We start from the raw sequence: 22572 nt of genomic DNA, 5'->3' as shown, positions 1-22572 counted from the left end.
TAACGTCCCGTAAATGTTCGCTCCCCGGCAGCTCTTCACGCGCACCCACAGTGCCCGCGTTTCCGTCAGCACCCCCGCCAGCAAGGCTCAGGAGGCGGCACGGGGTCCCGAGCGTCATCCGGCAATGCGTGGCATCGCCGTCTCCCCCGTTCACGGGCATCACTGCATCTGCGGGCGCTGTGTGCGCCCCGGCAGCGGCGCCTGAGCCTCGAGGGGCGCCCGCCCCGGCGCCCCGGCGATGAGCCCGACTCGACGGGCGCTGCTCGCCCTCGCCCTCGGCGGATTCGGGATCGGCACCGGCGAGTTCGTCATCCTCGGACTGCTGCCGAACGTCGCCGCGGGTCTGCACGTCTCGATCCCCCACGCCGGCTATCTCATCTCCGCCTACGCGCTCGGGGTCGTCGTCGGCGCACCCCTGTTCACGCCGGTCTCCGTGTGGATTCCCCACCGCCGCTTCCTCATCCTCGGCGCGGTATTACTCGCGGCCGGCAACGTCGCCTCGGCGCTGATGCCGAGCTTCGGGGCTCTGCTCGTCGTCCGCTTCCTCTCCGGCCTGCCTCACGGACCCTACTTCGGGGTCGCCTCCGTCGTCGCCGGACGGATGGTGAGCGAGGGCCGCCGCGCGAGCGCGATGTCGATCGTCTTCGCCGGCCTCACCGTGGCCAACGTGATCGGCGTGCCCCTCAGCACCCTCGTCGGCCAGCACTTCGGCTGGCGGGCCGCGTTCGCGCTCGTCGCCACGATCGAGCTGATCGCCGCACTCGCCGTCCTCCTCACCGTTCCCGCCGCGACGGGCACTTCCGACGGACCGCCGGTCCGTCTCATCCACGAGTTACGGGCCTTCGCCGACCGGCGGATCTGGCTGTCGCTGGCGATCGCGATCGTCGGCGGCGGGGCGATGTTCTGCACCTTCTCCTACATCACTCCGATGCTGACACACCTCGCCGGCTACCGCCCGGCGCTGATCACCCCGCTGCTCGTGATCTTCGGACTGGGCATGACCGCCGGGAACCTCGTCGGGGCGCGCCTCGCCGACCGGGCCCTGATGGCGACGGTCTACGCCGCCCTCGGCTCCGAGGCGGTGATCGCCGGGCTGTTCTTCTTCGCGATCCACAACCCGGTCCTCGCCCTCGGCGGCCTGTTCCTGTTCCCCTTCTGCGCCCTCGCGGTGCTCCCCGCGCTGCAGACGCGGATCATCTCCCTTGCCGGTGGGGCTCCGAACGTCGCCGCCGCCTCCCTTCACGCCGCCTTCAACATCGCCAACGCCGTCGGGGCGTGGGTCGGGGGTGCGGTGATCGCCGCCGGCCTCGGCTACGGCGCCCCGAACCTCGCCGCCGCCGGGATCGCCCTGCTCGGGCTGGGGATCGCCGTGATCGCGGGACGCCACGATCGGCCCACCCGCACCGTCGGGGGCGACGGCGAAGCGCGGAGGCCGACACGTGGGGGTCGGGACCAAGCCCGACCCCCACGCCAGCCGGTCAGGGATCACCACTGAACTACTACGTCCCAGGACTTGATTGAGTGTCTGCCTGGGCGGCGTGACACTCCCGACCACCGGGACTGGCCGCCCTCTCCGTGCGAACGGGGCGAGCGCGTGGCGCCGGTTGAACCCGAGGGCTCGTGGTCGAGTGGGCGATCCGCCGGTCCCTCAACCCTAGCGCGTCCGCCACGCCGGTCAGCTCACCCCCACCGACGGACCAACCGGAGCCGACACCGCATCGGCGGCGACGGCCGGGCGGGGCGCCGCGCCGAGGCCGAGTCGTCCGACGGCCGCCGACAGCACCGCCGCGCCGGCGATCACGAGCCACGCCCGCTCGAACCCGGCGGCCTGCGCGGACCGGCCCGCGGGGGTTCCGAGCACGGCGACGAACAGCGCGACCCCGACGGCGAGGCCGACCTGCCGGAGCATGTTGAGAACCGCCGACCCGGTCGCGAACGCCGCCGGCGGGAGCGCCGCCGATCCTGTCGCCATGAAGGTCGGCATCGTCAGGCCGACCCCGATTCCGGTCAGCAGCGTGCCGGGGAGGACCTGGCCGAGATAGTCGGGGTGCAGGCCCGCGCGGAGCGCCCACCAGACGACCCCGGCGGCGTAGAACAGCGACCCGACGGCGATCACCCGCCCGGGACCGAAGCGGGCGATCAGCCGACCGACGAGCAGGAACGAGCAGACGGGGACCATCAGCGGCCCCGGCGCGAAAGCGAGCCCGGTGTGCAGCGCCGACCACCCCCACACGTTCTGCATCCACAGGACGATCGACAGGAGCATCGCGCCGAAGGCGACCGAGAAGGTCAGCGACACCGCGGAGGCGCCGGAGAAGCTGCGCACGCGGAACAGCCCCGGATCGATCAGCGGATTTGGCCGGGTGCGGGTGTGCCGCGCGAACGCGGCGACGGCGACAGCGCCGAGGATGAGCGCGGCGAGGACGCGGGGAGAGCCCCACCCCCAGGCGTTGCCTTCCACGAGACCGAGCGTGAGCGCCCCGATCCCGGCGGTCACCAAGAGTGCGCCGGCGGCGTTCGGGGGGGCCACCGGGTGGCCGGGCACCCGCGGCAGACGCCACCACCCGACGGCGAGGGCGACGATTCCGACCGGCACGTTGACGAAGAACACCCAGCGCCAGCCGGCGGCGACGAGGAGACCGCCCACCACCGGCCCGAGCGCGGCGGCAAGCCCGCCGATCGCCGCCCAGGTGCGGACGGCGGAGTGCCGGCGCTCCGGAGCGGTGGTGGCGAGGATCAGCCCGAGCGAGGTCGGGGTCATCAGGGCGGCGCCGACGGCCTGGACGAGCCGGCAACCGATCAGCGCGCCGAGGGACGGGGCAAGCCCACAGGCGGCGGAGGCGGCGGTGAAGATGAGCACGCCGAGCAGGAACCCACGCTCGCGGTCAAAGCGCTCGGCGATCCGCCCGAACAGCACGAGCAGCGCGGCGTAGAGGATGGCGTAGCCGTTGAGCACCCAGGAGAGGGTCGAGAGGTTTCTCTGATGGAGGTCGCGGGCGATGCTCGGGAGGGCGACGTTGACGATGAACAGGTCGAGGCTCGCGAGGACGACGCCGGCGCAGACGATGACGAGGACGAGTGGGGCCGAGGCGTTGCGGGACGGTGCCGCTCCCCCAACCCTCTGACTTAGGGAGTTCATAGCCAGGACCCTACCACATGCTGACTTAGCTACGCAACTGTCAGCTAGACTGCGGCCATGGACGCATCACCCCCCGCCACTCTCCGGGTCTCGGCCGACACGCCGGCGCGCGAGAGCTGGCCCCCGATCGACGACCAGTGCCCGATCGGCCGGACCCTCGACGTCGTCGCGACCCGCTCGGCCTTCCTGCTGCTCCGTGAGGCCTTCTACGGAGCGACCCGGTTCGATCAGTTCACCGACCGCGCCCAGATCTCGGACCCGGTCGCCGCCGCGCGCCTGCGTGAGCTCGTCAACGCCGGGCTGATGGAGAAGGTGCCCTACCGTGAGCCTGGACAACGCACCCGGGCCGAGTATCACCTCACGGCCAAGGGCGCCGACCTCCTGCCGGCGCTGCTCGCCCTGTTTGACTGGGGGGATCGCTGGACCTTCGCCGGCGGCGCCCGGATCGGCCTCCGCCACGCCGGCTGCGGCGCGCCTGTACACGCCGCGCTCACCTGCGCAGACGGTCATCCCGTCAGTGCGTCGGAGATCGAGCTGCACCGCCGGCGGTGATGGTGGCGAGGCGGCGCTGGAGGAACCGGCGTTCGGGGCCGGCGGGAGCCTCGCCGATCGCTCGGCGGTAGGCGGCGGCGGCCTCCCGGTCCCGACCTGCCCGGCAGAGCAGATCGGCGCGGGCGGCGGGCAGCAGGTGGTAGCCGGTGAGCGTCCCGTCGGCATCGAGCGCGTCGAGGCGGGTAAGCCCGCCGGTGAGGTCCCCGGACAGCGCGACGGCGACCGCCCGGTTGAGCGCGACGACCGGCGTGTCGAGGATCCGAGCGAGCTGGCCGTAGAGGGCGGCGATCTGACCCCAGTCGGTCGCCGCGGCCGTCGCCGCCCGCGCGTGACAGCCGGCGATCGCCGCCTGAAGCCCGTACGGGCCGGCGGGACCGAGGGTGTGCGCGCGCTCGAGCGCGCGCTGGGCCTCCGCGATCATCGGTGCCTCCCAGCGGCTGCGGTCCTGATCCTCGAGGCGCACGAGCTCACCGGCGGCGTCGACGCGGGTGGCCCGCCGTGAGTGGTGAAAGAGCATCAGGGCGAGCAGGCCGAGCGGCTCGCCGTCACGGTCCCACAGGTCGGTGAGGATCCGGGTGAGCCGGATCGCCTCCTCACAGAGGCTGACGCGCACGAGCTGACCGCCGCCGGCGGTGAGGTAGCCGCCGTTGAACATCAGGTAGAGGACGGCGAGGACCCCGGACAGGCGGTCGGGCAGGTCGGCCTCGGCGGGGACTCGGTAGGGGATTGCCGCGGCGGCGATCTTCGCCTTGGCCCGGGTGAGGCGCTTGGCCATCGCCGCCTCCTCCACGAGGAAGGCGCGGGCGATCTCGGGCGTGCTGAGCCCGCCGAGCATGCGCAGGGTGAGGGCGACCCGCGCCTCGAGGGCGAGGGCGGGGTGACAGCAGGTGAAGATGAGGGCGAGCCGGTCGTCGGGGATCGCCGTGGCGCCGGGGTTCTCCAGGTCGGCGATCTCGTGCGCTCCGGGGCTCACCGTCGCCCGCCCCGGGTCGCGCCCGATCTGCTCGAGCAGCTCGCCGCCGCGCCGGCCCCGGCGCAGGCGGTCCCGGCCGCGGTTGACCGCCACCGTCGTGAGCCACGCCCCCGGCCGGTCGGGCACCCCCTCCCGTGGCCAGCGCGCCGCCGCCGCCGCGAAGGCGTCGGCGGCGCACTCCTCGGCGAGGTGCCAGTCACCGAGGCGGCGGATCGTCGCGGCAAGCACACGACCCCACTCCTCCCGGAAGGCAGTCTCGACCGGCGTCTCACGCGACGGGTTCAGGCCTCCGGAAACGGTCGCACCTCGACGCGATGGAAGGCGGCGAGCGGATGGGCGGCGGCGAGGGCGACCGCCTCGTCACGGTCGGCGCAGCGGAGGATCGCGATCCCGGCGAGGAACTCCTTCGTCTCCACGAACGGACCGTCGCTCAATAGGGTCTGACCGTCGCGTACCCGGACCGTCGTCGCCGTGTCCGCCGGCTGGAGAGGGCTTCCGAACACGAGCCGGTCCGCGGCGCCCTGTTGCTCGCCCCAGGCCCGGGACTGGGCGTGGATCGCCGCCTCGACCGCCTCGGCCTCCGGGATCCCGTCGACACAGAACATCAACAGGAACCGCTCACCGGGTTCGCCGACCGCGGCCGCGAGCGCCTCAGCGGCCCCGTCGAGGGAGACCTCGGTCGGGAACGGGCGCAGCTCGAGTGACCGGAACCGGGCGATCGGATGGGCGGCCGCGAGCGTCACGGCGGCGTCGAGGTCCGCGCAGGTGAGCAGGTCAAAGCCGGCGATGAACTCCTTGGTCTCCGCGTACGGGCCGTCGCTGATCAGGGTCATCGCGTTGCGCACCCGCACCGTCTTGGCCTGGTCGGGGGGAGCGAGCGGCTCACCGTAGATCCGCTGGGTGCCGCACCGTTCGATCCAGACGTCGATCTCCGCGCCGACATCGGTGCCGGCGGGGATCGGCTCCCCGTCACTGCAGACGAGCATCAGGTAGTTCATCGCCAGCCTCCGATCGGGGAGTGGCGAACGTAGATCGTTTCGCGGGCGCCGTCAACGCGCGACGCGATCCGGCGAGCGCGCGCGTAGAGGTGTGGGCGGGGTGTCCTCATCACTGTCTCCTTGGTCGTCTGTGAGAGATCTCACCCCTACGACGAACGGGCCCCCTTCCCCAGGACACCGTCACCTGACAGCGTGGGGCCACCATCGGTGTCCTGAGAACAGCCACCCGGCAGCTCACGCCGCTCGCCCTGGCGGCGGCCGCCCTCGCGCTCGTTCTCCCCTCCTCGCTGATCGCCGCCGACAGCGACCTCCTGCTGGCCATTCTCGTCCTGCTCACCGCGCTGGGCATCTCCGCCGCTCAGCTGCGCGGACTGCGCCGGCACACGCGGACGATCCTCGGGCTGTCGGTGCTCCCGCTGTTCGTGCTCGGGTTCACCGGGTGGGCGCTCGGGCGCCCGTTCTCACCGGCGGTCCAGCACGGCCTGCTCGGCACCGGCCTCTCCAGCGCGGAGGTCGCCAGCGTCGGGCTCGTCGGCCTCGCGAGCGCGGACGCGACCATCGCCCTCGGGGTGGTGACCGGGTCGCTCGTCGCCTCCGCGGTGCTCTCCCCCATCGCCATCGGTCTGCTCAGCCCCGGGACCCAGGTCAACGGGAGCGCGCTGCTCGGCCGCTTCGGGCTCGTCGTGATCGCGCCGCTCATCCTCGGCGTCGCCGTCCGGTCGGCCCGCCACAGCGGCGCGTGGCTCGCCGCACACGACGAGAGCCGCGACGGCCTCGGGGCGCTCACGGTCGTCGCCCTCGTCTATGCCGCTCTGAGCGGAGCCCACGGAGCCCACGGCCTGGCAAGCGCGACGCTCGCCGGCGCCCTGTTCCTCGCGCTGTCGGCCGGGCTCGCGGCGGCCTGGAGCCGGCTCGCCCGGCGATGGACCGGCCGTGGCGTTCGTGTCGCTCCCGGCCGAGCCGGCACTGAGCGCCGTGGGGGCGACCTCGCGGCCGGCGGGGAAGGCGACAGCGCCGACCTCAGGGTCGCCGTCATCCCCGGAGCGTTCACGATCGCGATGCGGGACTTCGCCGTCGCGGCGACGCTCGCCACCCAGGCGTTCGGGTCGCGGGCGGGCACGGTCCCGGGGATCTACGGCGTCCTCATGCTGATCGGCGGCAGCCTCGCGGCGGTCAGGCTCCGGGGACGAGCCCCGGAATCCACGTCGTTCCCGCGAGCGGCACCCGAGCCATCGCCGCGGCCTCCACGGTGAGCGCGACGAGATCCTCCGGTTCGAGGTTGTGAACGTGGGACTTTCCGCAGGCGCGCGCGATCGTCTGGGCCTCCATCGTTAGCACGCGCAGGTAGTTGGCCACCCGGCGCCCCCCTTCGAGCGGATCGAGTCGCCGGGCCAGCTCGGGGTCCTGGGTGGTGATCCCGGCTGGATCCCGGCCCGCCTGCCAGGCATCGTAGCTGCCCGCGTGGGAGCCGAGGCGGACGTACTCGTCCTCCCACTCGGGGGCGTTGTCACCGAGGGCGATGAGCACCCCGATGCCGATGCTGACGGCGTCGGCCCCGAGAGCGAGCGCCTTGGCGACGTCCGCGCCGGTGCGGATTCCCCCGGAGACGATCAACTGGACCTCCCGGTGCAGACCGAGGTCGGCAAGGGCGCGCACCGCCTGAGGGATCGCCGCGAGGATCGGGATCCCGACGTGCTCGATGAACACCGACTGACTCGCCGCCGTGCCGCCCTGCATGCCGTCGAGGACGACCGCGTCCGCGCCCGATTTGACGGCGAGGGTCACGTCGTAGTATGGCCGGCTCGCGCCGATCTTAACGTAGATGGGGATGCGCCAGTCGGTGATCTCTCGCAGTTCGAGGATCTTGATCTCGAGGTCATCCGGTCCGGTCCAGTCCGGGTGCCGACAGGCGCTGCGCTGGTCGACGCCGGGCGGCAGATCGCGCATCGCGGCGACCCGGTCGGTGATCTTCTGGCCCAGCAGCATTCCGCCCCCGCCCGGCTTGGCGCCCTGACCGACGACGATCTCGATCGCGTCGGCGCGCCGGAGATCATCGGGGTTCATCCCGTACCGGCTGGGCAGGAGCTGGTAGACGAGGGTGTCGGAGTGGGCCCGCTCCTCCTCGGTCATCCCGCCGTCGCCGGTCGTCGTCGAGGTCCCGACCGCCGACGCACCCCGGCCGAGGGCCTCCTTGGCCTGCCCCGACAGGGCACCGAAGCTCATCCCGGCGATTGTGATCGGGATGTCGAGGGCCACCGGCTCACGGGCGTGGCGGGCGCCAATGGTCACCCCGGTCCCGCAGCGCTCGCGGTAGCCCTCCAGCGGGTACCGAGACATCGACGCCCCGAGGAAGAGGAGGTCGTCGAAGTGCGGCACCCGGCGCTTGGCGCCGAACCCGCGGATCTCATAGATCCCCTCCCGGGCCGCACGTTGGATCTCCGCGATCGTCGCGCGGTCGAAGGTGGCTGACTCTCGCAGTGCCGTCATGGCAGATCAGTAGCTCCCGGCGTTGTCGACGTGGAAGTTGTAGAGCTCGCGGGCGGAGCCGTAGCGACGGAACTCCGCGGCGGACGCTCCGTCGATTCCCGCCTCGGCGAGCAGCCGCGTGATGCGAGCGAGATCGTCGCTGTCGAGCTCCTGCTCGACGCAGTCGGCGCCGAGGGAGGCGACCCGACCGCGTACGTAGATCACCGCCTCATAGAGCGAGTCGCCGAGGCCCTCCCCGGCGTCACCGCAGACGAGCAGGGTTCCCGACTGGGCCATGAATGCGCTCATGTGGCCGACGGAGCCGCCGACGACGATCGCCGCCCCCTTGAGGCTGATGCCCGCCCGGGCGGCCGCGTCGCCGTGGACGACGAGCAGCCCGCCGTGGGCGGTCGCGCCGGCCGCTCCGGAGGCGTTTCCGAACACCTCGACGCGGCCCGACATCATGTTCTCCGCGAGCCCGACCCCGGCGCTGCCGCGCACGGTGATCTGTGCCTGGGCGTTCATGCCCGCGCAGTAGTAGCCGACGTGCCCGTCAAGCTCGACCTCCCACGGCGCGTTGAGACCGACGGCGAGCGCGTGGGCCCCGTCCGGATGACAGACACGGACGGCCCCGCCGTGCGGGTCATGGAGGAGGGCGTTGAGCGCGCGGACGGACTCGACGCGCAGGTCGAAGCTGTGGGTCTCCGCGGTCGTCGCCATCAGGCCACCAGCGCCGATCCCCAGCTGTAGACCCGTCCCGGTTCGGGCTCCCAGGTCTCCGCATCCTCGGCGCCCTCGAGGGCGGCGATCGCGCGGTACTCGGAGGCGATCGCCACCCAGTCGTCGGTCTCGGCCATCACCGCTGGCTTGCAGGCGATCGGGTCCCGGAGCACGGCAAAGCCCTCCGCGGTCCCGACCGCGAAGGTGAAGAACCCGTCGAGGTCGGCGAGGCAGCCCTCGAGTGCCTGCTCGAGCGTGGCGCCCTCACGCAGGCGCCAGGTGAGATAGCCGGCGGCGACCTCCGAGTCGCAGTCGGTGCCAAAGGCGATCCCCTCGCGTTGGAGGTCCCGACGCAGCCGGTTGTGGTTCGACAGCGACCCGTTGTGGACGAGGCAGAGGTCCGCGCCCGTGGAGAAGGGGTGGCTCCCCTCGGTGGTGACGCGGCTCTCGGTCGCCATCCGGGTGTGACCGATCCCGTGGCTGCCCGCGAGGCCGGAGATGCCGAAGCGATCGAGCGCCTCCCGGGGGGTGCCGACCCCCTTGTAGATCTCGATCACCTGCCCGGAGCCCATCACCGACACGGCCGGAGCGTGGTGGCTCAGCCACGCCTGGGCGGTCGCAGCGTCGCCGGGGACGAAGAAGATCGCATGGCCGGCGCACGTCTCAAAGCTCACCGGTCCCGCCACGGCCTCGCCGAGCCCGTCGGAGATCGCCGCCCAGTCGGCGCCGGGTGAGGTTCCGTCGATCACCTGCAGCGACAGCTTGACGTGCCCGGGCGGAGCCGGGTCACGGTAGAGCGCAACGCCGGCGCTGTCGGGACCCCGGTCAGACAGCAGGGTGAGCATCTTGGACAGCTCGGCGCCGAGCCGATCACCGAGCGCCGGGGTCTTCAGGTAGAGACCTGCGATTCCGCACATGGGTGCCACAGTAGGCTCGCCCGGAGCCTGCGGCAATGGGCGCCGGTGGCACAGTTTGCCTGGTGATTGTGGAGCGTCGCCACAGCCCCACGGTCGCCTCCTCACGCGTCCGGCGTCCGCTGGCGCGGTCCTCAGCGACCGCCGCCGAGGACGTCGATCCGGCGCTGGGCCGAGCGGACCGAACGGAGCGCCGTCTCGAGGTCGCCACGGGTGATCGGACCGAGCTCGGACGGGTCGATCAGGTTGTCGGGCGGACGGCCCGCCTCGATCTGTCGGGCATGGTGGGCAAAGCGCAGCCGGGTGATCACGTCGAAGGCCTCACGCAGTTCGGCGCCGACCTCCGCGTCGAGGGCGCCGCTGCTCGCGGCGGCCTCGATCCGGTCGAGGGTCGGGGAGATCGTCACGCCGGCCGCGAGCGCGTGGAAACGGACAAGGTTGACGAGGGGAATGATCCCGCCGCGTTTGATGTCGAGGCGGTCCGACGGCGCGTCGAACTGACCGGTGAGCAGCCGTCCCCGGCGGTTGAGCGCGACCGGGGTCGCAGCCCCGACGCGGGCCATGAGCCGCATGAAGTCGGGGTGACCGCGGGTCGCCCGGATCCGGCCGGCCAGCTCGGCGCTGAGTCCGAGCCCGCCCGCCGCGCTGCGAAAGTCAAAGGCGACGCTGGCCCGGATCATGTGCGACTCGTCGGGGTGGGCGAAGCAGGCGTCGAAGGTGGCCACCCACCCCGCCTTGGACATCCGCCACAGCGGCGTCGAGGCAAGCACCCCGTTGTGGTCGACCCCGAAGCCACAGCGGGTGAGGCCGTCGTTGACCTCGACGCCGAGGCGGGCAAAGTACTCGTCGGTCGCGGCCTCGGAGCCCGCCGGCGGGTCGGCGTAGGCGAGGGCGTTGTCCTGATCGGAGCTGAGGGTGAACTCGCGGCGGGCGGCGGAACCGAGGTCGAGCCACGACCACGCAATCGCGCGGCCGGCGTCCGCCCCGGGGTGTCCGTGCCGGGAGAGGGACAGGTCGATCAGGCGAGCGACGATCGCGTCGTGCTGGAGGCTCAGCACGCGCCCGAGGTCGCGGGGCGGAACCCCGGCCCGCTCGAGCAGGACGAACAGGCGGGGAAGGTGCTCGGCCGAGCGGATGAGGCCGGCTTCATCGGCGGCGCCGAGGATGGTGTGCCGGAGCGCGATCGGGCTCGTGACGTCGAGGCCGACGAGTTCGGCGGCGGTGAGAATGCCGAGGATCGGTCCCTCTCGGCTCGGAGGATCCCCGCGGGTGACCGCGATCGCACTGACCCCGGCCGCGAGCATGTCGACCGCCGCCTCCACGGCGAGCTGGTGGACCGACGTGGTCGGCACCGGGCCGCCGAGCGACCGGGCGGGCGCGTCGAGCCGGAGCCGTCCCTCGGCGAGCGCGCCGCGGATGTCCGCGTCGGTGAGCAGCGCGACCGCGTCGTCGGGAGTGCCGATCAGCAGAGCGCCGCCCCCGGACCGGTGCAGATCGGAGAGGGCGTCGGCGACGGTCGCCTCGAGCGGGAGGAAGCGGGCCGGGGCCATGATCGCCGAGACCGGGGTCGTGCCGACATCCCGCACAAGCTGGGCGGCATACCCCTGCCGGACGAGCCGGGCGCGCAGACTGTCGGCGACGAAGGCGACCCCGGCCGGGCTGGCGAGGGCCGCGCGGGCCGGCCCGGGGGCGAGCTGGAGGCAGCGGACGACCTCCCGGGTGCGGACGGTGTAGGCGGGCGCCATCCCCGTCAGCAACGACGGATGACCGAAGCAGCCGCCCGGTTCGAGCACAAGCACCTGCCGACCGTCGTGGAGCAACTCGACCGATCCGCTGATGAGAACCCACATCCCGACGGCGGGCGTCCCGTCCTCCACGAGCACGGCCGTGTCCGGCGGATAGGTGACGAGGCGGGCGGAGGCCGCCAGGGTCAGCCGCTGTTCCTCTGAGATTCCGTCAAAGGGCGGGGTGCGCTCGAGGATCCGCGCGACACCGGCCGGGTCATTGCCGTCCCCGGTCATCTCCGTCCCGGGCCATCCGGTCCGCGCCTCAACCGACCGCGCTCACGGTGACCTCGAGCCCGTGCACGGCTGAGCTGTGGCCATGTCGGTGGGCTGGGACGTCGTCAACGCGTTGACGTTCGCCCCGCCGATCAGTTTGGGCCAGCCGCCCTTGGGGATGAGCGCGACCCCTGCGGGCAGATCGGGGCTGATCCTGACGGGGAGGGCGAGGCTGCCGGCGGCACTGACGACCCGGGCGAGCGCGCCGGCGGTGAGGCCGCGGGCGTCAGCGTCAGCGGCGGCCAGGCTCAGCGACAGCGTCGACGTCGGCGTCGGCGCGCCTCGCCCGGCGGCGCGGGCGTCGGTGGCGAACATCGAGTTCAGCGATGCCGCCGCGGCCGGGGAGTGCAGGCGCAGTCGCCTGCCCTGCGGGCGGGGATCCCCGTCGGGAACGGCGATCACACCGTGCCCGTCGCGGCGCGCCGGTTCTGAGACGAGCTCGATCCGTCCACTCGGGGTCGGGAAGGCCAACGAGGCGTCACGATCGAACGGAGTGACCGGCTCGGACGACGGCCAGACCGTCCCGGCGAGCGCGAGCTCGGTGAAGGACATGCCGACGTTGGCCCGGTCGAGGATCTCGGCGAGCACGCTCTCATCCGGCTCCCCCAAGACCGCCTTGGGCGCGCCCGGGACATCGATCTCCGCCGCCGGGCATCGAAAGATCTCACTGTTGGGAAGCGCCGCACCGATCGGTTCGACGGCCTTGACCTGAGCGGAGAGGCAGCGGTGGAAGTAGGGAACGACGAGGTCATCGCACTCGAGCCAGCTGGCGGCCGAAAGCACGACGTCGGCATAGTCGCAGGTGTCGGTGGCGAACAGGTCCCAGACGACCGTGAAGAATCCTCGCGGCGGAGGGCGGCTGTCAACCGCCGTTGTTCGGGGTGCGAGCTGAGCGGGTTGACGTTCGAGCAGACAAGGGCGCGGGATCGCTGCGGGTCGGCGAGCATGTCGGCGAGCTCCATCAGGGACGCGGGGCCGGGAACGTCGCAGAACACCTCGGCCCCGGACCGGTACCTCTCGTCGATGCACCGGCTCTCGGCGCCGTTGAGGTAGAAAAACCCGGAGCCCGGCCGACCGCGGCTGACCGGGTGCTGCGGATCGCCGCGGACGTGGACATCGCCCCGTCCCGCACCCGGACGACGGCCCCGCAGGCGTCGTAGCAGTCACGCGGACAGGTCGTCCGGACCTCACTGGCCATCGTCGACCAGGTGCACCGGGACCGCCGCCCGCCGCTTGACCTGCTGGGGCTCCTGGGACCAGAGCATCGGCCCGACGAGCCGGTTGACGTTCGGGTCGGCCCCCATCACGATCGCGCCGGCGCCGACCTCCTCCGCGAGCGCGCAGATCCGCTTGGCCGGGTTCCGCGTCCCGAGAACCTGGCCCTCGGCCTCCACCCCCTGGCGCCGCAGGCGCTTCACCGCCCGGGCGACGATGTCACGCTGCTCCTCCCATTCGGCCTTGGTCGGCATCAGACCGGGGTTGGGCAGCCCGAGCGCGACGCCATGGACCCGGGCCATCGACAGGACGAGCACGCCGCCCTCCCCACCGGCGGCCAGCTCGGCCGCGAGCACAATGCTCGCGGCCGAGAACGGCCGTCCCTCGCTCGCCAGCAGCACCTCGGCCCGACGGTCGGCGGGAATCGGCCCGCGGACCCGCGCCCCGGCGAGCCGTCCGTCTCCGGCGCCGAGCCGGATCGCCCGCTGGCGCGTGCGCCGAGCCGCCTGCCCGAGGGCGCTCATCACGCGCCCTCGACGGCGATGCCGGCGTCGACCTGGAGTGGCGGGCCGACCCCCGCCGCGCCGGGGTCGCGCCGATCCTCGACGTAGCGGCGGTACAGATACATCGGCAGGTACAGCGCGAGCACGCCGAAGCCGAGGAAGTAGAACAGCAACGTCGACTTGCCCGCCTGCGAGCAGGAGCAGGAGGCGTACTTGGGCCCGCCGTAGAAGTAGATGACGAGAAAGAACACGGCCATCCCGAGCGCGACGTACTTCATGAACTCCGGCAGCCGAACCGGACGCGGCAGGTTCGGACGGTACTGGCGCAGGTACCAGTAGGCGACGAGCACCGGAATCATGATGATCAGGTAGCCGACGTTGGAGAACGTGTAGATCTGCACGGCGCCGCCCATGAACACGACGGCGATCGAGCAGGCGACGGTGAAGGCCATGCCGCCCGAGGGCACTCCGTGCCGGTTGAGCTTCTGAAAGAAGCGGGGGAAGTTCCCGTCGACGGACATCTGGTGCAGCGAGCGGGCCGTGCCGGTGATCGCGTTGAGCGCCGACAGCACGAGTGCGATGATCAGCATCAGGGCGATTACCCATTTCAGCGCCTCCGAGCCGGCTCCGGTCCCGAACACCTTGGAGGTGAAGTCGATGAAGATCGTCTTGGGATCGACGAGTGCGGCGGACCCGAGCGCCTTGGTACCGAGCACGATGACGAAGGCGACCGGGATCATCGTGTAGATGAACAGCCCGTAGCCGCCCTCGAGGTTGAGGGCGATCTTCGCGTCCCGGGACGGGTTCTTCATCTCCCCGACATAGCAGGCGGCCGCCTCCATCGCCAACACGTTCCAGGTGAGCAGGAACGAGAACATCAGGTACACCGTGAACCAGTTGTGCCCGTAGATGTTGGCGAAGAAACCCGAGCCGTCGGTGCGGTGGAAGTGGAAGAGTTGGCCGAAGTGGGCGACGGAGGGGTGAAAGATCCAGGAGATCGCCAGGAACGTCATCGGGATCATCGCCAGCAGCCCGAGGGCGGTGGCAAAGCCGGTTCCGAACTTCAGCCCCATGTAGGAGGGGATGAACATCAACAGGATCCCGACGACCGAGATGCCGACCGCCCAGTACTCGACGCTTGTGCCGAGGGGCGCGAACGATGCGGTGGAGAGGTGCAGCAGGTCGATGACGTAGTAGGAGGCGAGGATCATGTTGAGCGGCGCGACCGGGAACCAGCCCAGCCAGTACCCCCATGCGCCGAAGGCCCCGAGGTGCTTGGCCAGCCGCGGGAAGCGATCCTTGAAGGCCGGATAGATGTAGGACGGCAGCCCGCCGGCCCGCTCGGGCATCATCGCCGCCAACTCCGACAGCAACAGGCAGAGGATCCAACCACAGCCGGTGATCAGCACCATCACCGGGATCGCGGCCGCACCGAGAGAGACCACCATCGTCGGCCCGATCCCCGTCACGAGGATCGTGCCGGCGAGCCCGATCACGAAGGCGCTCCACCAGTTGCCGGTCTTCGGCATCCCAGCGTGCGCGTACTCGAGTGAATCAACCTCCTGAACGACAGCCACTGTCCACCACATCCTCTCGATCGTTTGTGTCCGTGCCCTGGCCACTGCTGTTCACTGAGGCAAATCGGTCCGGCTGGCCCCAGTGACCCGACCCCGAAGCTGTCGAGGATGTGCCGGACCGACAACGGCTCGGGCGCACACATTCGGACGGGTCCGTGTGTCGGCCCGCCACACGGACCTCCGGTCCTGTCGCTCCCGACCGCGGGTCCGCTGTCGACGCGGGGGATCGGGCCTACCGTCCCGACGGTCGGCGACCGCCACCCGTGTGGTGGCCGCTGCGCCCGGACCCTCAGCGAAAGGATCACACGTGGCCGTCTATCTCAGCATGCAGCGCGTCCGCTTCTCCAGCCCCGACGCGTACGAGAAGTTCAAGGTCGTCTTTGCCGACACGCGCCGGCATCTGATGACCCTCCCCGGCTTTCTCCATCTCACCTGGTGGGAGCACCCGGACGACCCCGGCTGGTTCAACGAGGTGAGCATGTGGGCGAGCATGGAGGCGCTCCGGGACTGGCACCTCAACACCTACCACAAGTACGCCAAGGCCTGGGCGGCCAACGGCGCGATCATGGAGGACATCATCACGAACTTCGAGCTCGCCTCGACCCGGCTGCTGCGCGTCTGCCCGTGCTGTGGCGAGTTCCAGGATCGGGCCTACGATCTCGAGCACGAGCAGGCGACGCTCGCGCAGCCCTGCCCGACCTGCACCTTCACCTTCCCGGTACTCGGCGAGCAACCCTCGAGCTTCGCCGTGTTCAAGGATCTCGCCGCCGGGCCGGCAGCGGCGGCGATCCCTGAGCCGTCCGCACTGGAGCCGGTCGGCGGCTGATCTCTGGCCCGAGGGCCAACGCCACCGCCGCCGGCCCCTGGCACTCTCCGGCCATGAGCGTGTCTGTCGGGGACCCCGGGCCGGTGGCGAGGTCAGAGGCGCTCGCACGCCTCAGCCAGCTCGCGGAGGCGGTTCGTGAGGCCGCCGAGCAGTTGCAGCTCAGCGCGACCGCCGTCGCGGGAGGAACCTCCGGCCGGCCCGGAAGCGAGGCGGCGCCCGGCGGCGCCGCCTCGCTGATCGACGATCTCCTCGAGCACGCGCGCCTCGAAGAGGGTGAGGTGATCCGTCGGGCCGCCGAGCTGGGGTGTGATCTCAGCCTCGGTGCCCAGGCGCTCTGTGTCGAGCTGTCGGTTCGCCGCCCGGCCTATGTCACCGCGATCATCGCCGACGGCTGTCAGGAGGTGCTCGTCCACAGCCGGATCGGAGAGCCGGTGCGGCTGTACGCCGTCCTCCCCTGCACGGGCTCGTGTATCGCCGGCAGCCTCGGCGCGGTCCGCGCGCTCGCCGGGCGGATCGCCCCCTACGGGCTCGTCGGCATCTCCAGCTACCAGTCCGACCCCGCCGACCTCGGCCGGGCGCTGCGTGAGGCCGAACTCGTCCTCGAGCTCGTGCGCAGCTCAGGCCAGCGGGTGGTGGAGGAGATCGGCAGCGGCACTTACCGCCTGCTGCTGCGGATGCTCGCCGCCGACCCGACCGGCCTGCGTGACTTTCACGACCAGATCGTCGCGCCGCTGCTCGCCTACGACGCGCGCCAGGAGACCGAGCTCGTCAGCACCCTGTGCGCCTACTTCGACGCGGACTGCAACATGAACGCGACGGCGGAACGGCTGCGCGCCCACCGCCACACCGTCGCCGCTCGACTCGACCGGATCTTCAGCCTGACGGGACTGAACCCGATCCACTACGCCGACCGCGAGCAGCTCGGCCTCGCGCTCAAGGTGCACCGGCTCCTCAACCCGCTGCTGGCAGCGGGCGACGGTGCAGCCGGGCGAGCTTGATCGCCAGCTCGAGGGAGAGCAGATCGTCGTGCTCGAGGGACAGGCCGGTCAGCTCCTCGATCCGGGCGAGCCGCTGGCGCAGCGTGTTCGGGTGCACGTAGAGCTGACGGGCCGACTCGATCACCGACTGGCGCTCTGAGAGGTAGCGCTCGAGCGTGTCGAGCAGCGCGGTGCGCCGGCGCCGGTCGTAGTCGATCAGGAGGTCGACGGCGTCGCGCATGCGATCCTGCGGCGTGTCCTCGGGCGCGATGTGGACGAGATAGCGGTAGGCGCCGAGGGCACCGTACCCGACCGCGCCGCCGGCCCCGACAAGGGCGCGGCCGATCGTCGCGGCATCGACCGCCTCCCGGTGGCAGCGCACGAGCTCCTCCGCGCCGTGGTGGACGCCGGACAGGCCAAGCGCGACGCCGTGTTCGGCCCCGACTGCCCGGCTGTCCTCCAACAGCGCCTCCGCCCGCTCACGGGCCGGGTGGTCGAGCACGATCAGCGCCCGCACCGGACCGGGTCCGGCCTCCACGGCCGTGCGGGACGCCCGCTGGGCGAGGGCGAGGCCGACCCGCTCTGCGGTGGCGCTCCAGTCTGCTGCGGAGGTGTCGCCCCCGCCCGCCGGGGTCGCACAGGCGATCACGTAGGGCCGGGAGAGATCGCAGCGCAGCTCCCCGGCCTTGGCGGCGGCGAACTCGGCGTTGCCCGCGGCGAGCGCCTCAAACAGATCCTTGACCGTGTTGGTCGTCGTCAGGTCCTCGATGAGGGCGACCCGGGTGAGCGCGACCGCCGCCAGGTGCGCGATCGCCCGGGCGATCTCCCGCTCCTCACGGCGAAACTCACGGTCGGCGGCGGGAGCGCAGGCGAGCATCCCAAGCGGCTCCTCCCCGGCGATCAGCGGGATCGTCAGCAGAGCGGGGTCCATCAGCAGGTCCGCCGGGGTCCGGGCGACGGGGGCGGCCGCGTCCTCGGGAGCGCGGGCGAGCAGCTCGACGGCCGTGCCCTCTCGGGTGAGCCGGTAGAGCGAGCAGCGGCCGGCCCCGAGCAGCGCCCGGGCTCCCCCGGTGACGGTCGCGGCGAGCGCGCCGGTCCCGACGGATCCGGAGACCTGCTCCGTGAGCGCGGCGATGCCGGTGAGGACATCGACGCGGCGGCGCTCACGGTCGTATGCCTGCGCGTTCTCGATCGCCCCGGACACGAGCGAAGCGATGTGCTCGAGCAGGTTGAGCACGTCCTCACCGAACTCGTGAGGGGCGCGGGTGTGCAGCACGATCACCCCGATCGCCTCCCCTCCGCGGCTGAGGATCGGCACGGCGACCATCGACTGGAAGTCCTCCTCCCGCAGCAACGGCACGTAGTTGCTGCGGGGATCGTCGGCCAGGCCGTCGCGGAGAAAGGCCGAGCGCCGGTGCCGGACGACCCAGCCGGTGAGTCCCTCCTCGACGGAGAAGCTGACCGCGTCGACGGCCTCGCTGAAGACCGGGGAGGCGGCCCGGATCGTCACCGTGTCCCCGTCGACGAGGTAGATGAAGCAGGCGTGGCAGGCGGTCGCCTCCGTCGCGATCTCAACGATCCCGGCGAGCATCGGGCCGAGCTCAAGGGAGCTGGAGACGAGCCGGATGACGCGGTAGAGCGTGGCGTTCTCCGCGGCAAGACCGCGGTCGTCAGAGGAGTGGGCCACCGGATCGCTCATATGTGCGCGAGGGACATGCTAGCCGACCGGTTACCGGCCTTCTGGACATTGCGACCCCACCAGAAGGCACATATACCTCTGAGACGATGAGCACCGCACCCCAGAATCCGGACGACGTCGCCAAGATCGTCGCTGACAAGGGCATCGAGTTCCTGTTCGCCCAGTTCGTCGACATGCACGGCAAGCCGAACGCCAAGCTCGTGCCCGCCACGCACCTCGATGCCCTGTTGACGGAGGGGGCGGGCTTTGCCGGGGCCGCCGCGGGAGCGATCGCCCAGACTCCCGCCGACCCCGACATCAGCGCCGTTCCCGATCCGGCGAGCCTGACGATCCTCCCCTGGCAGCCGAACGTCGCCCGCTTCGCCTGCAACCTGCAGGTCGAAGGGGAGCCCTGGCCGTACTGTCCGCGCACGATCCTCAGCCGGGCCCTCGCCCGGGCGGCGAGCGCCGGGTACGAGTTGAAGGTCGGCGCCGAGCTCGAGTACTTCCTCCTCCGACGCGACCCTTCCGGGGCGCTCGGGCTCGCCGACGAGCTCGACACCCTCGATCAGCCCTGTTATGACATGCGTGCGCTCACCCGCAGCCTCGACTTCGTCACGACGGTCGCCCGTGCCCTGGAGACGCTCGGCTGGGACGGCTATGCGACCGACCATGAGGACGCCAACGGCCAGTTCGAGCAGAACTTCACCTTCGCGGACGCGCTCACCACCTGTGACCGGGCGATCTTCTTCCGCTACATGGTCGAGTCCCTCGCCCAGCAGCGGGGCATGCTCGCGACCTTCATGCCCAAGCCGTTCGGGCATCTCACCGGAAACGGCTGCCACTTCCATCTCAGCCTGTGGAAGGACGGTGAGAACGTCTTTGACGCGGATCCAGCGACCGATCCGCACGGCCTGGGGATCTCCCCGCTCGGCTACCACTTCATCGGCGGGCTCAAGGAACATGCCCGGGCCTACATCGCGATCACCGCGCCGACGGTCAACTCCTACAAGCGTCTCAACGCGGGCGCCCCGACGAGCGGGGCGAGCTGGGCGCCGGTGTACGTCTCCTACGGGCACAACAACCGCACGCAGATGTTGCGGGTCCCCGGGCCGGGCCGGATCGAGGATCGCACCGTTGACGGGTCCAACAACCCGTACCTCGCGGCGACGGCGATCCTCGCCGCCGGCCTTGACGGCGTGCAGCGCGAACTCGACGCGGGCGCCCCCAATGAGCTCAACCTGTATGAGTCGACGCCCGCATCCCGGGCCGCGGCGGGCATCGCGATGCTGCCGGAGAACCTCCTTGACGCGACCCGAGAGCTTGCTGGGGACGCGGTCCTCCGCGACGCCTTCGGCAGTGGACCCAAGGGGGACTACCTCGACTACTTCATCGCCGTCAAGCAGGCCGAGGCCCGGGAGGCGCACGTGCAGATCACCCAGTGGGAGCTCGACCGCTACCTCCAGCTGTTCTGAGGCCGGTGGGACGTGACGGAGCGGTGTCTGCGTCCGCCGAGTCCGTCCGAACTCTCCGCCGGGTCAGTCGGAACGCTCAGCGGCCGGTCCGCTCCGCGTGCGGGTCGGCGCTCGCGTCGAGCAGTTCGCCGACGGTCGGGGGCCGTCCGTGTCCCCCCCACAGCGTCGCCAGGGCGATGAACGCGGCGGCGGTCGAGATCGCGTCGGCGAGCGCGTGGTGGGCGGGCTCGGCGGTCTGCCCGAGCGCCGCCGCGAGCGCCGGCAGCGAGAGCGCGGGCGGACCGTCGCCGCGACTGCGCGCCAACCAGCGGTGCCCGAGCCGCTCGGTGTCGGCGACCGGCGGCATCCGCACACCCCGCCGGGCGAGCGGAGGGGCGAGGAACGACCGCTCGACGCTCGCGTGGTGGACGATCGGCACGCGACCGGCGAGCGTGTCGATGACCATCTCCATCACCTCATCGAGCGTGGGCGCTCCGACGAGCTCCTCCGCGCGCACGCGGTGGGTGAGCAGGGCCGCGACGGAGGACCGGCGGGAGGTCGCCACGAGGCTGTAGCGGGCCAGGCCGAGCTGGACGCGTCCGCCGCTCACCACGACGAGGCCGGCGGCGACGATCTGATCGGCGCCCGGATCGAGCCCGGTGAGCTCGAGATCGACAGCACACCACTCCGCCTCATTCCAGGGGGTGCGCATCTGTGGCCGCCCGTGCTGGCGGTAGCGGGCCACCGCCGGGGTGCGGCGTGAGGGGGCTCTCATCGAAGCCGTCGCTGGACGGCGGAGATGGTGAGGAAGACCTCGCGGAGCTGGCTGCGCGTGAACGGGCTGAGGGTGGCCACGTCGATCCGGTCGTCGGGGGGGACGCCGGCGCTGATGCACTCGAGCTGATGGCCCATCCGCAGCTCGAAGGCGAGCGTCAACGCCTCCGTGAGCGCCCGCGCGTCCGCGGCGTCGATCAGGCCGAGCTCCGCCGTCGCCGCGAGCCGTTCGGGCGTCCCCGCCCCGGTCTCCCCTGCCGCCCAGCCACCCCAGCGCGCGAGCGCCTCAATCGGCACGACGGCCGCCGTGGCGATGTCAAGCTCCTCGGCGCGCCGGTCGTCGGGATGCAGCAGCAGCCCGGACCGGTCAAAGCCCGTCGGGACGGTGAGCCTGAGACACTCCTCGGCGAGCAGGCGCAGCAGGACCTCGCGCAGCGAATCTGTCTCGACACCGTCGGGCAGCAGAGCCGGCGGACCGGCGAGGGGACGGCGGTCACAGAGGACGAGGCGGGCGAGTGGATCGCCGGCGAGAGCTCCGCGCACCCACTCCGGCGCGGTCTGTGCGGGGACGGGGTCGGGTATCCCGCAGGCGCCGAGCAGCGCCGCAAGCGACGTAGCCGGGGCCGGGACCGGGACCGGGATGCGGGCACCGACGCTCGCGGCGATCGGTCCGGAGGCGGGCGTCAGCTCACGGCGAGCGTGGCCGGCGAGCGCGAGCCACAGCGACGGGCACTCCGGACTGGGAGCGGCGCCGCTGAGCTCGAGGGCGCGGACGATCAGCGCGTCCGTGAGCGCCGAGAGGACCCGGGCGATGGCGAGCGCCGCCACGCCCGCCCGGTGGAGGTCGATGAGGACCGGCATGATCGTCTTCGATGCGGCCGCCAGCCCCGATTGGTCGCCGGCGGCGTCGATCAGGCGCCGGATCCTGAACCAGGCCCGCTCCCGGGGGGCGCTGAGGTCGCTGTCGGAGACGATTCCGACTACCTGGCCGCTGCGGGTGAGGACCGGGACGTGGTGGAGGCCGCGTTCCAGGAGCGCGAACATCACCTCCGCACCGAGCCGGTCGGGGGTGACGGTGAACACCGGGGTGGTCATGATCGAGCCGACGGGCGCCTCTGCACTGACCCCGGCGGCGAGCACCCGGCTGCGCAGATCATGGTCGGTGACGATCCCGAACCCGTCCACCCAGCCGCCGGCCTCGGGCGGCCCGGCAGGGTGTCGCTCGAGGCGCACGAGGGCGGCGTCGGTCCCGGCCTGCGTCATCTCCGCGGCCACCTCGGCGATCGGCTGCTCGGGCGAACAGAGCACCGTCGCGGTGCGGATGAGATGGGTCACCGCCCGGTTCGCCGGGTCGCCCGCGCGGAGCGCGAGCATCCCGTGGCGGGCTCGGGCGAGCAGCGGCCCCGCGCTCTCGGCGGGAATCCGGTAGCAGAGGGTGTCCTCAGCCGCCCGTGCCTCAAAGCCCGGCGGCATTCCGGCGAGCATCGCATCATGCCCGAAGCTGTCGCCACTGACGAGCAGGTCAAGCAGCCGGCCGGCGTGCACGATCCGCACCGCGCCGGCGCTGATCACCCGCAGAAAGGTCACGGGCCCCCCGTCCTCGGTGAGGATCGCCGCGCCGCGCGGATGGAACTCCAGTTCGGTCGCCTCGGCAAGCTCGGCGAGCTCGTCCGCCGCCAGCGCGTCAAAGGGTGGGCGCATTCCGAGGAACCGGATCAGCTCTGTCCTGGCGAGATCCACGCCGGG

General features: G+C 71.8%; 20 protein-coding genes. 7 read left to right on the top strand and 13 right to left on the bottom strand.

Features of this window, described 5'->3' with window-relative positions; translation table 11 throughout:
• Window positions 1-13 precede the first annotated feature (13 nt).
• Window positions 14-205: a hypothetical protein gene (locus tag M3M55_RS08300; RefSeq protein ID WP_249012353.1), complete on the top strand. Its 192-nt coding sequence runs from the start codon at window positions 14-16 to the stop codon at window positions 203-205.
• A gap of 33 nt (window positions 206-238) precedes the next feature.
• Window positions 239-1495 (top strand): MFS transporter, encoded by a 1257-nt coding sequence (locus M3M55_RS08295; RefSeq protein ID WP_249012352.1) that lies wholly within the window; start codon window positions 239-241, stop codon window positions 1493-1495.
• 180 nt (window positions 1496-1675) lie between these two features.
• On the opposite strand, the gene M3M55_RS08290 is transcribed toward M3M55_RS08295, so the two are convergent.
• On the bottom strand, window positions 1676-3139 hold the full coding sequence (locus M3M55_RS08290) for a DHA2 family efflux MFS transporter permease subunit (RefSeq protein WP_249012351.1): 1464 nt from the start codon (window positions 3137-3139) through the stop codon (window positions 1676-1678).
• Between the two features lie 57 nt (window positions 3140-3196).
• Here M3M55_RS08290 and M3M55_RS08285 point away from each other — a divergent pair, with 57 nt between their 5' ends.
• Window positions 3197-3691 (top strand): helix-turn-helix domain-containing protein, encoded by a 495-nt coding sequence (locus M3M55_RS08285; RefSeq protein WP_249012350.1) that lies wholly within the window; start codon window positions 3197-3199, stop codon window positions 3689-3691.
• On the opposite strand, the gene M3M55_RS08280 is transcribed toward M3M55_RS08285, so the two are convergent.
• Both M3M55_RS08280 and M3M55_RS08275 read right to left on the bottom strand, forming a co-directional pair.
• Complete coding sequence (locus M3M55_RS08280) at window positions 3654-4892, bottom strand: RNA polymerase sigma factor (protein ID WP_249012349.1); 1239 nt, start codon at window positions 4890-4892, stop codon at window positions 3654-3656. The two genes, M3M55_RS08285 and M3M55_RS08280, sit on opposite strands and share 38 nt — an antisense overlap.
• 53 nt (window positions 4893-4945) lie before the next feature.
• The gene (locus tag M3M55_RS08275; RefSeq protein WP_249012348.1) at window positions 4946-5662 is read right to left on the bottom strand and encodes a YciI family protein; all 717 of its coding nucleotides are present in this window, start codon (window positions 5660-5662) and stop codon (window positions 4946-4948) included.
• Window positions 5663-6069: 407 nt separating this feature from the next.
• Here M3M55_RS08275 and M3M55_RS08270 point away from each other — a divergent pair, with 407 nt between their 5' ends.
• A complete protein-coding gene (locus M3M55_RS08270) occupies window positions 6070-6915 on the top strand; it encodes a bile acid:sodium symporter (protein WP_249012347.1) in 846 nt (281 codons plus the stop codon).
• Here M3M55_RS08270 and M3M55_RS08265 read toward each other — a convergent pair.
• From M3M55_RS08265 to M3M55_RS08235, 7 genes are all read right to left on the bottom strand, one after another.
• Window positions 6836-8149 (bottom strand): FMN-binding glutamate synthase family protein, encoded by a 1314-nt coding sequence (locus M3M55_RS08265; RefSeq protein WP_249012346.1) that lies wholly within the window; start codon window positions 8147-8149, stop codon window positions 6836-6838. The genes M3M55_RS08270 and M3M55_RS08265 overlap by 80 nt on opposite strands.
• Window positions 8150-8155: 6 nt before the next feature.
• Entirely contained in the window at window positions 8156-8848 is a 693-nt protein-coding gene (locus M3M55_RS08260) for a hypothetical protein (protein ID WP_249012345.1), read from the bottom strand.
• Window positions 8848-9765, bottom strand: coding sequence for a glutamine amidotransferase family protein (locus tag M3M55_RS08255; protein WP_249012344.1), 918 nt, complete (start codon window positions 9763-9765; stop codon window positions 8848-8850). Before M3M55_RS08255 ends, M3M55_RS08260 begins: the two co-directional genes overlap by 1 nt.
• Window positions 9766-9896: 131 nt before the next feature.
• On the bottom strand, window positions 9897-11783 hold the full coding sequence (locus M3M55_RS08250) for a putative nucleotidyltransferase substrate binding domain-containing protein (protein WP_249012343.1): 1887 nt from the start codon (window positions 11781-11783) through the stop codon (window positions 9897-9899).
• Window positions 11784-11825: 42 nt separating this feature from the next.
• Window positions 11826-12851, bottom strand: a complete 1026-nt coding sequence (locus tag M3M55_RS08245) for a molybdopterin dinucleotide binding domain-containing protein (RefSeq protein WP_256469050.1) — start codon at window positions 12849-12851, stop codon at window positions 11826-11828.
• 158 nt (window positions 12852-13009) lie between these two features.
• Window positions 13010-13561 carry a universal stress protein gene (locus M3M55_RS08240; protein WP_249012341.1) on the bottom strand — a complete coding sequence of 184 codons (552 nt, stop codon included), beginning with the start codon at window positions 13559-13561 and terminating at the stop codon, window positions 13010-13012.
• On the bottom strand, window positions 13561-15117 hold the full coding sequence (locus M3M55_RS08235; protein ID WP_249012340.1) for an APC family permease: 1557 nt from the start codon (window positions 15115-15117) through the stop codon (window positions 13561-13563). The genes M3M55_RS08240 and M3M55_RS08235 overlap by 1 nt, the downstream gene beginning before the upstream one ends.
• A gap of 307 nt (window positions 15118-15424) precedes the next feature.
• On the opposite strand from M3M55_RS08235, the gene M3M55_RS08230 reads away from it, so the two are divergent.
• Complete coding sequence (locus tag M3M55_RS08230) at window positions 15425-15943, top strand: antibiotic biosynthesis monooxygenase (protein ID WP_249012339.1); 519 nt, start codon at window positions 15425-15427, stop codon at window positions 15941-15943.
• Window positions 15944-15996: 53 nt separating this feature from the next.
• Window positions 15997-16941 (top strand): CdaR family transcriptional regulator, encoded by a 945-nt coding sequence (locus M3M55_RS08225; protein WP_249012338.1) that lies wholly within the window; start codon window positions 15997-15999, stop codon window positions 16939-16941.
• Here M3M55_RS08225 and M3M55_RS08220 read toward each other — a convergent pair.
• A complete protein-coding gene (locus M3M55_RS08220) occupies window positions 16895-18619 on the bottom strand; it encodes a GAF domain-containing protein (protein ID WP_249012337.1) in 1725 nt (574 codons plus the stop codon). The two genes, M3M55_RS08225 and M3M55_RS08220, sit on opposite strands and share 47 nt — an antisense overlap.
• Window positions 18620-18705: 86 nt before the next feature.
• On the opposite strand from M3M55_RS08220, the gene glnT reads away from it, so the two are divergent.
• Entirely contained in the window at window positions 18706-20073 is a 1368-nt protein-coding gene (gene glnT / locus M3M55_RS08215; protein WP_249012336.1) for a type III glutamate--ammonia ligase, read from the top strand.
• A gap of 76 nt (window positions 20074-20149) precedes the next feature.
• Here the strand turns inward: glnT and M3M55_RS08210 are convergent, their stop codons facing one another.
• Together M3M55_RS08210 and M3M55_RS08205 are read right to left on the bottom strand one after the other, a co-directional pair.
• A complete protein-coding gene (locus M3M55_RS08210) occupies window positions 20150-20827 on the bottom strand; it encodes an exonuclease domain-containing protein (RefSeq protein WP_249012335.1) in 678 nt (225 codons plus the stop codon).
• Entirely contained in the window at window positions 20824-22566 is a 1743-nt protein-coding gene (locus M3M55_RS08205; RefSeq protein ID WP_249012334.1) for a putative nucleotidyltransferase substrate binding domain-containing protein, read from the bottom strand. The genes M3M55_RS08210 and M3M55_RS08205 overlap by 4 nt, the downstream gene beginning before the upstream one ends.
• Window positions 22567-22572 lie beyond the last annotated feature (6 nt).

The organism is Conexibacter sp. DBS9H8, assembly GCF_023330685.1.
In the GTDB taxonomy this organism is placed as follows: Bacteria; Actinomycetota; Thermoleophilia; order Solirubrobacterales; family Solirubrobacteraceae; genus Palsa-465.
This window is presented reverse-complemented; position numbering and strand designations above follow the sequence as displayed.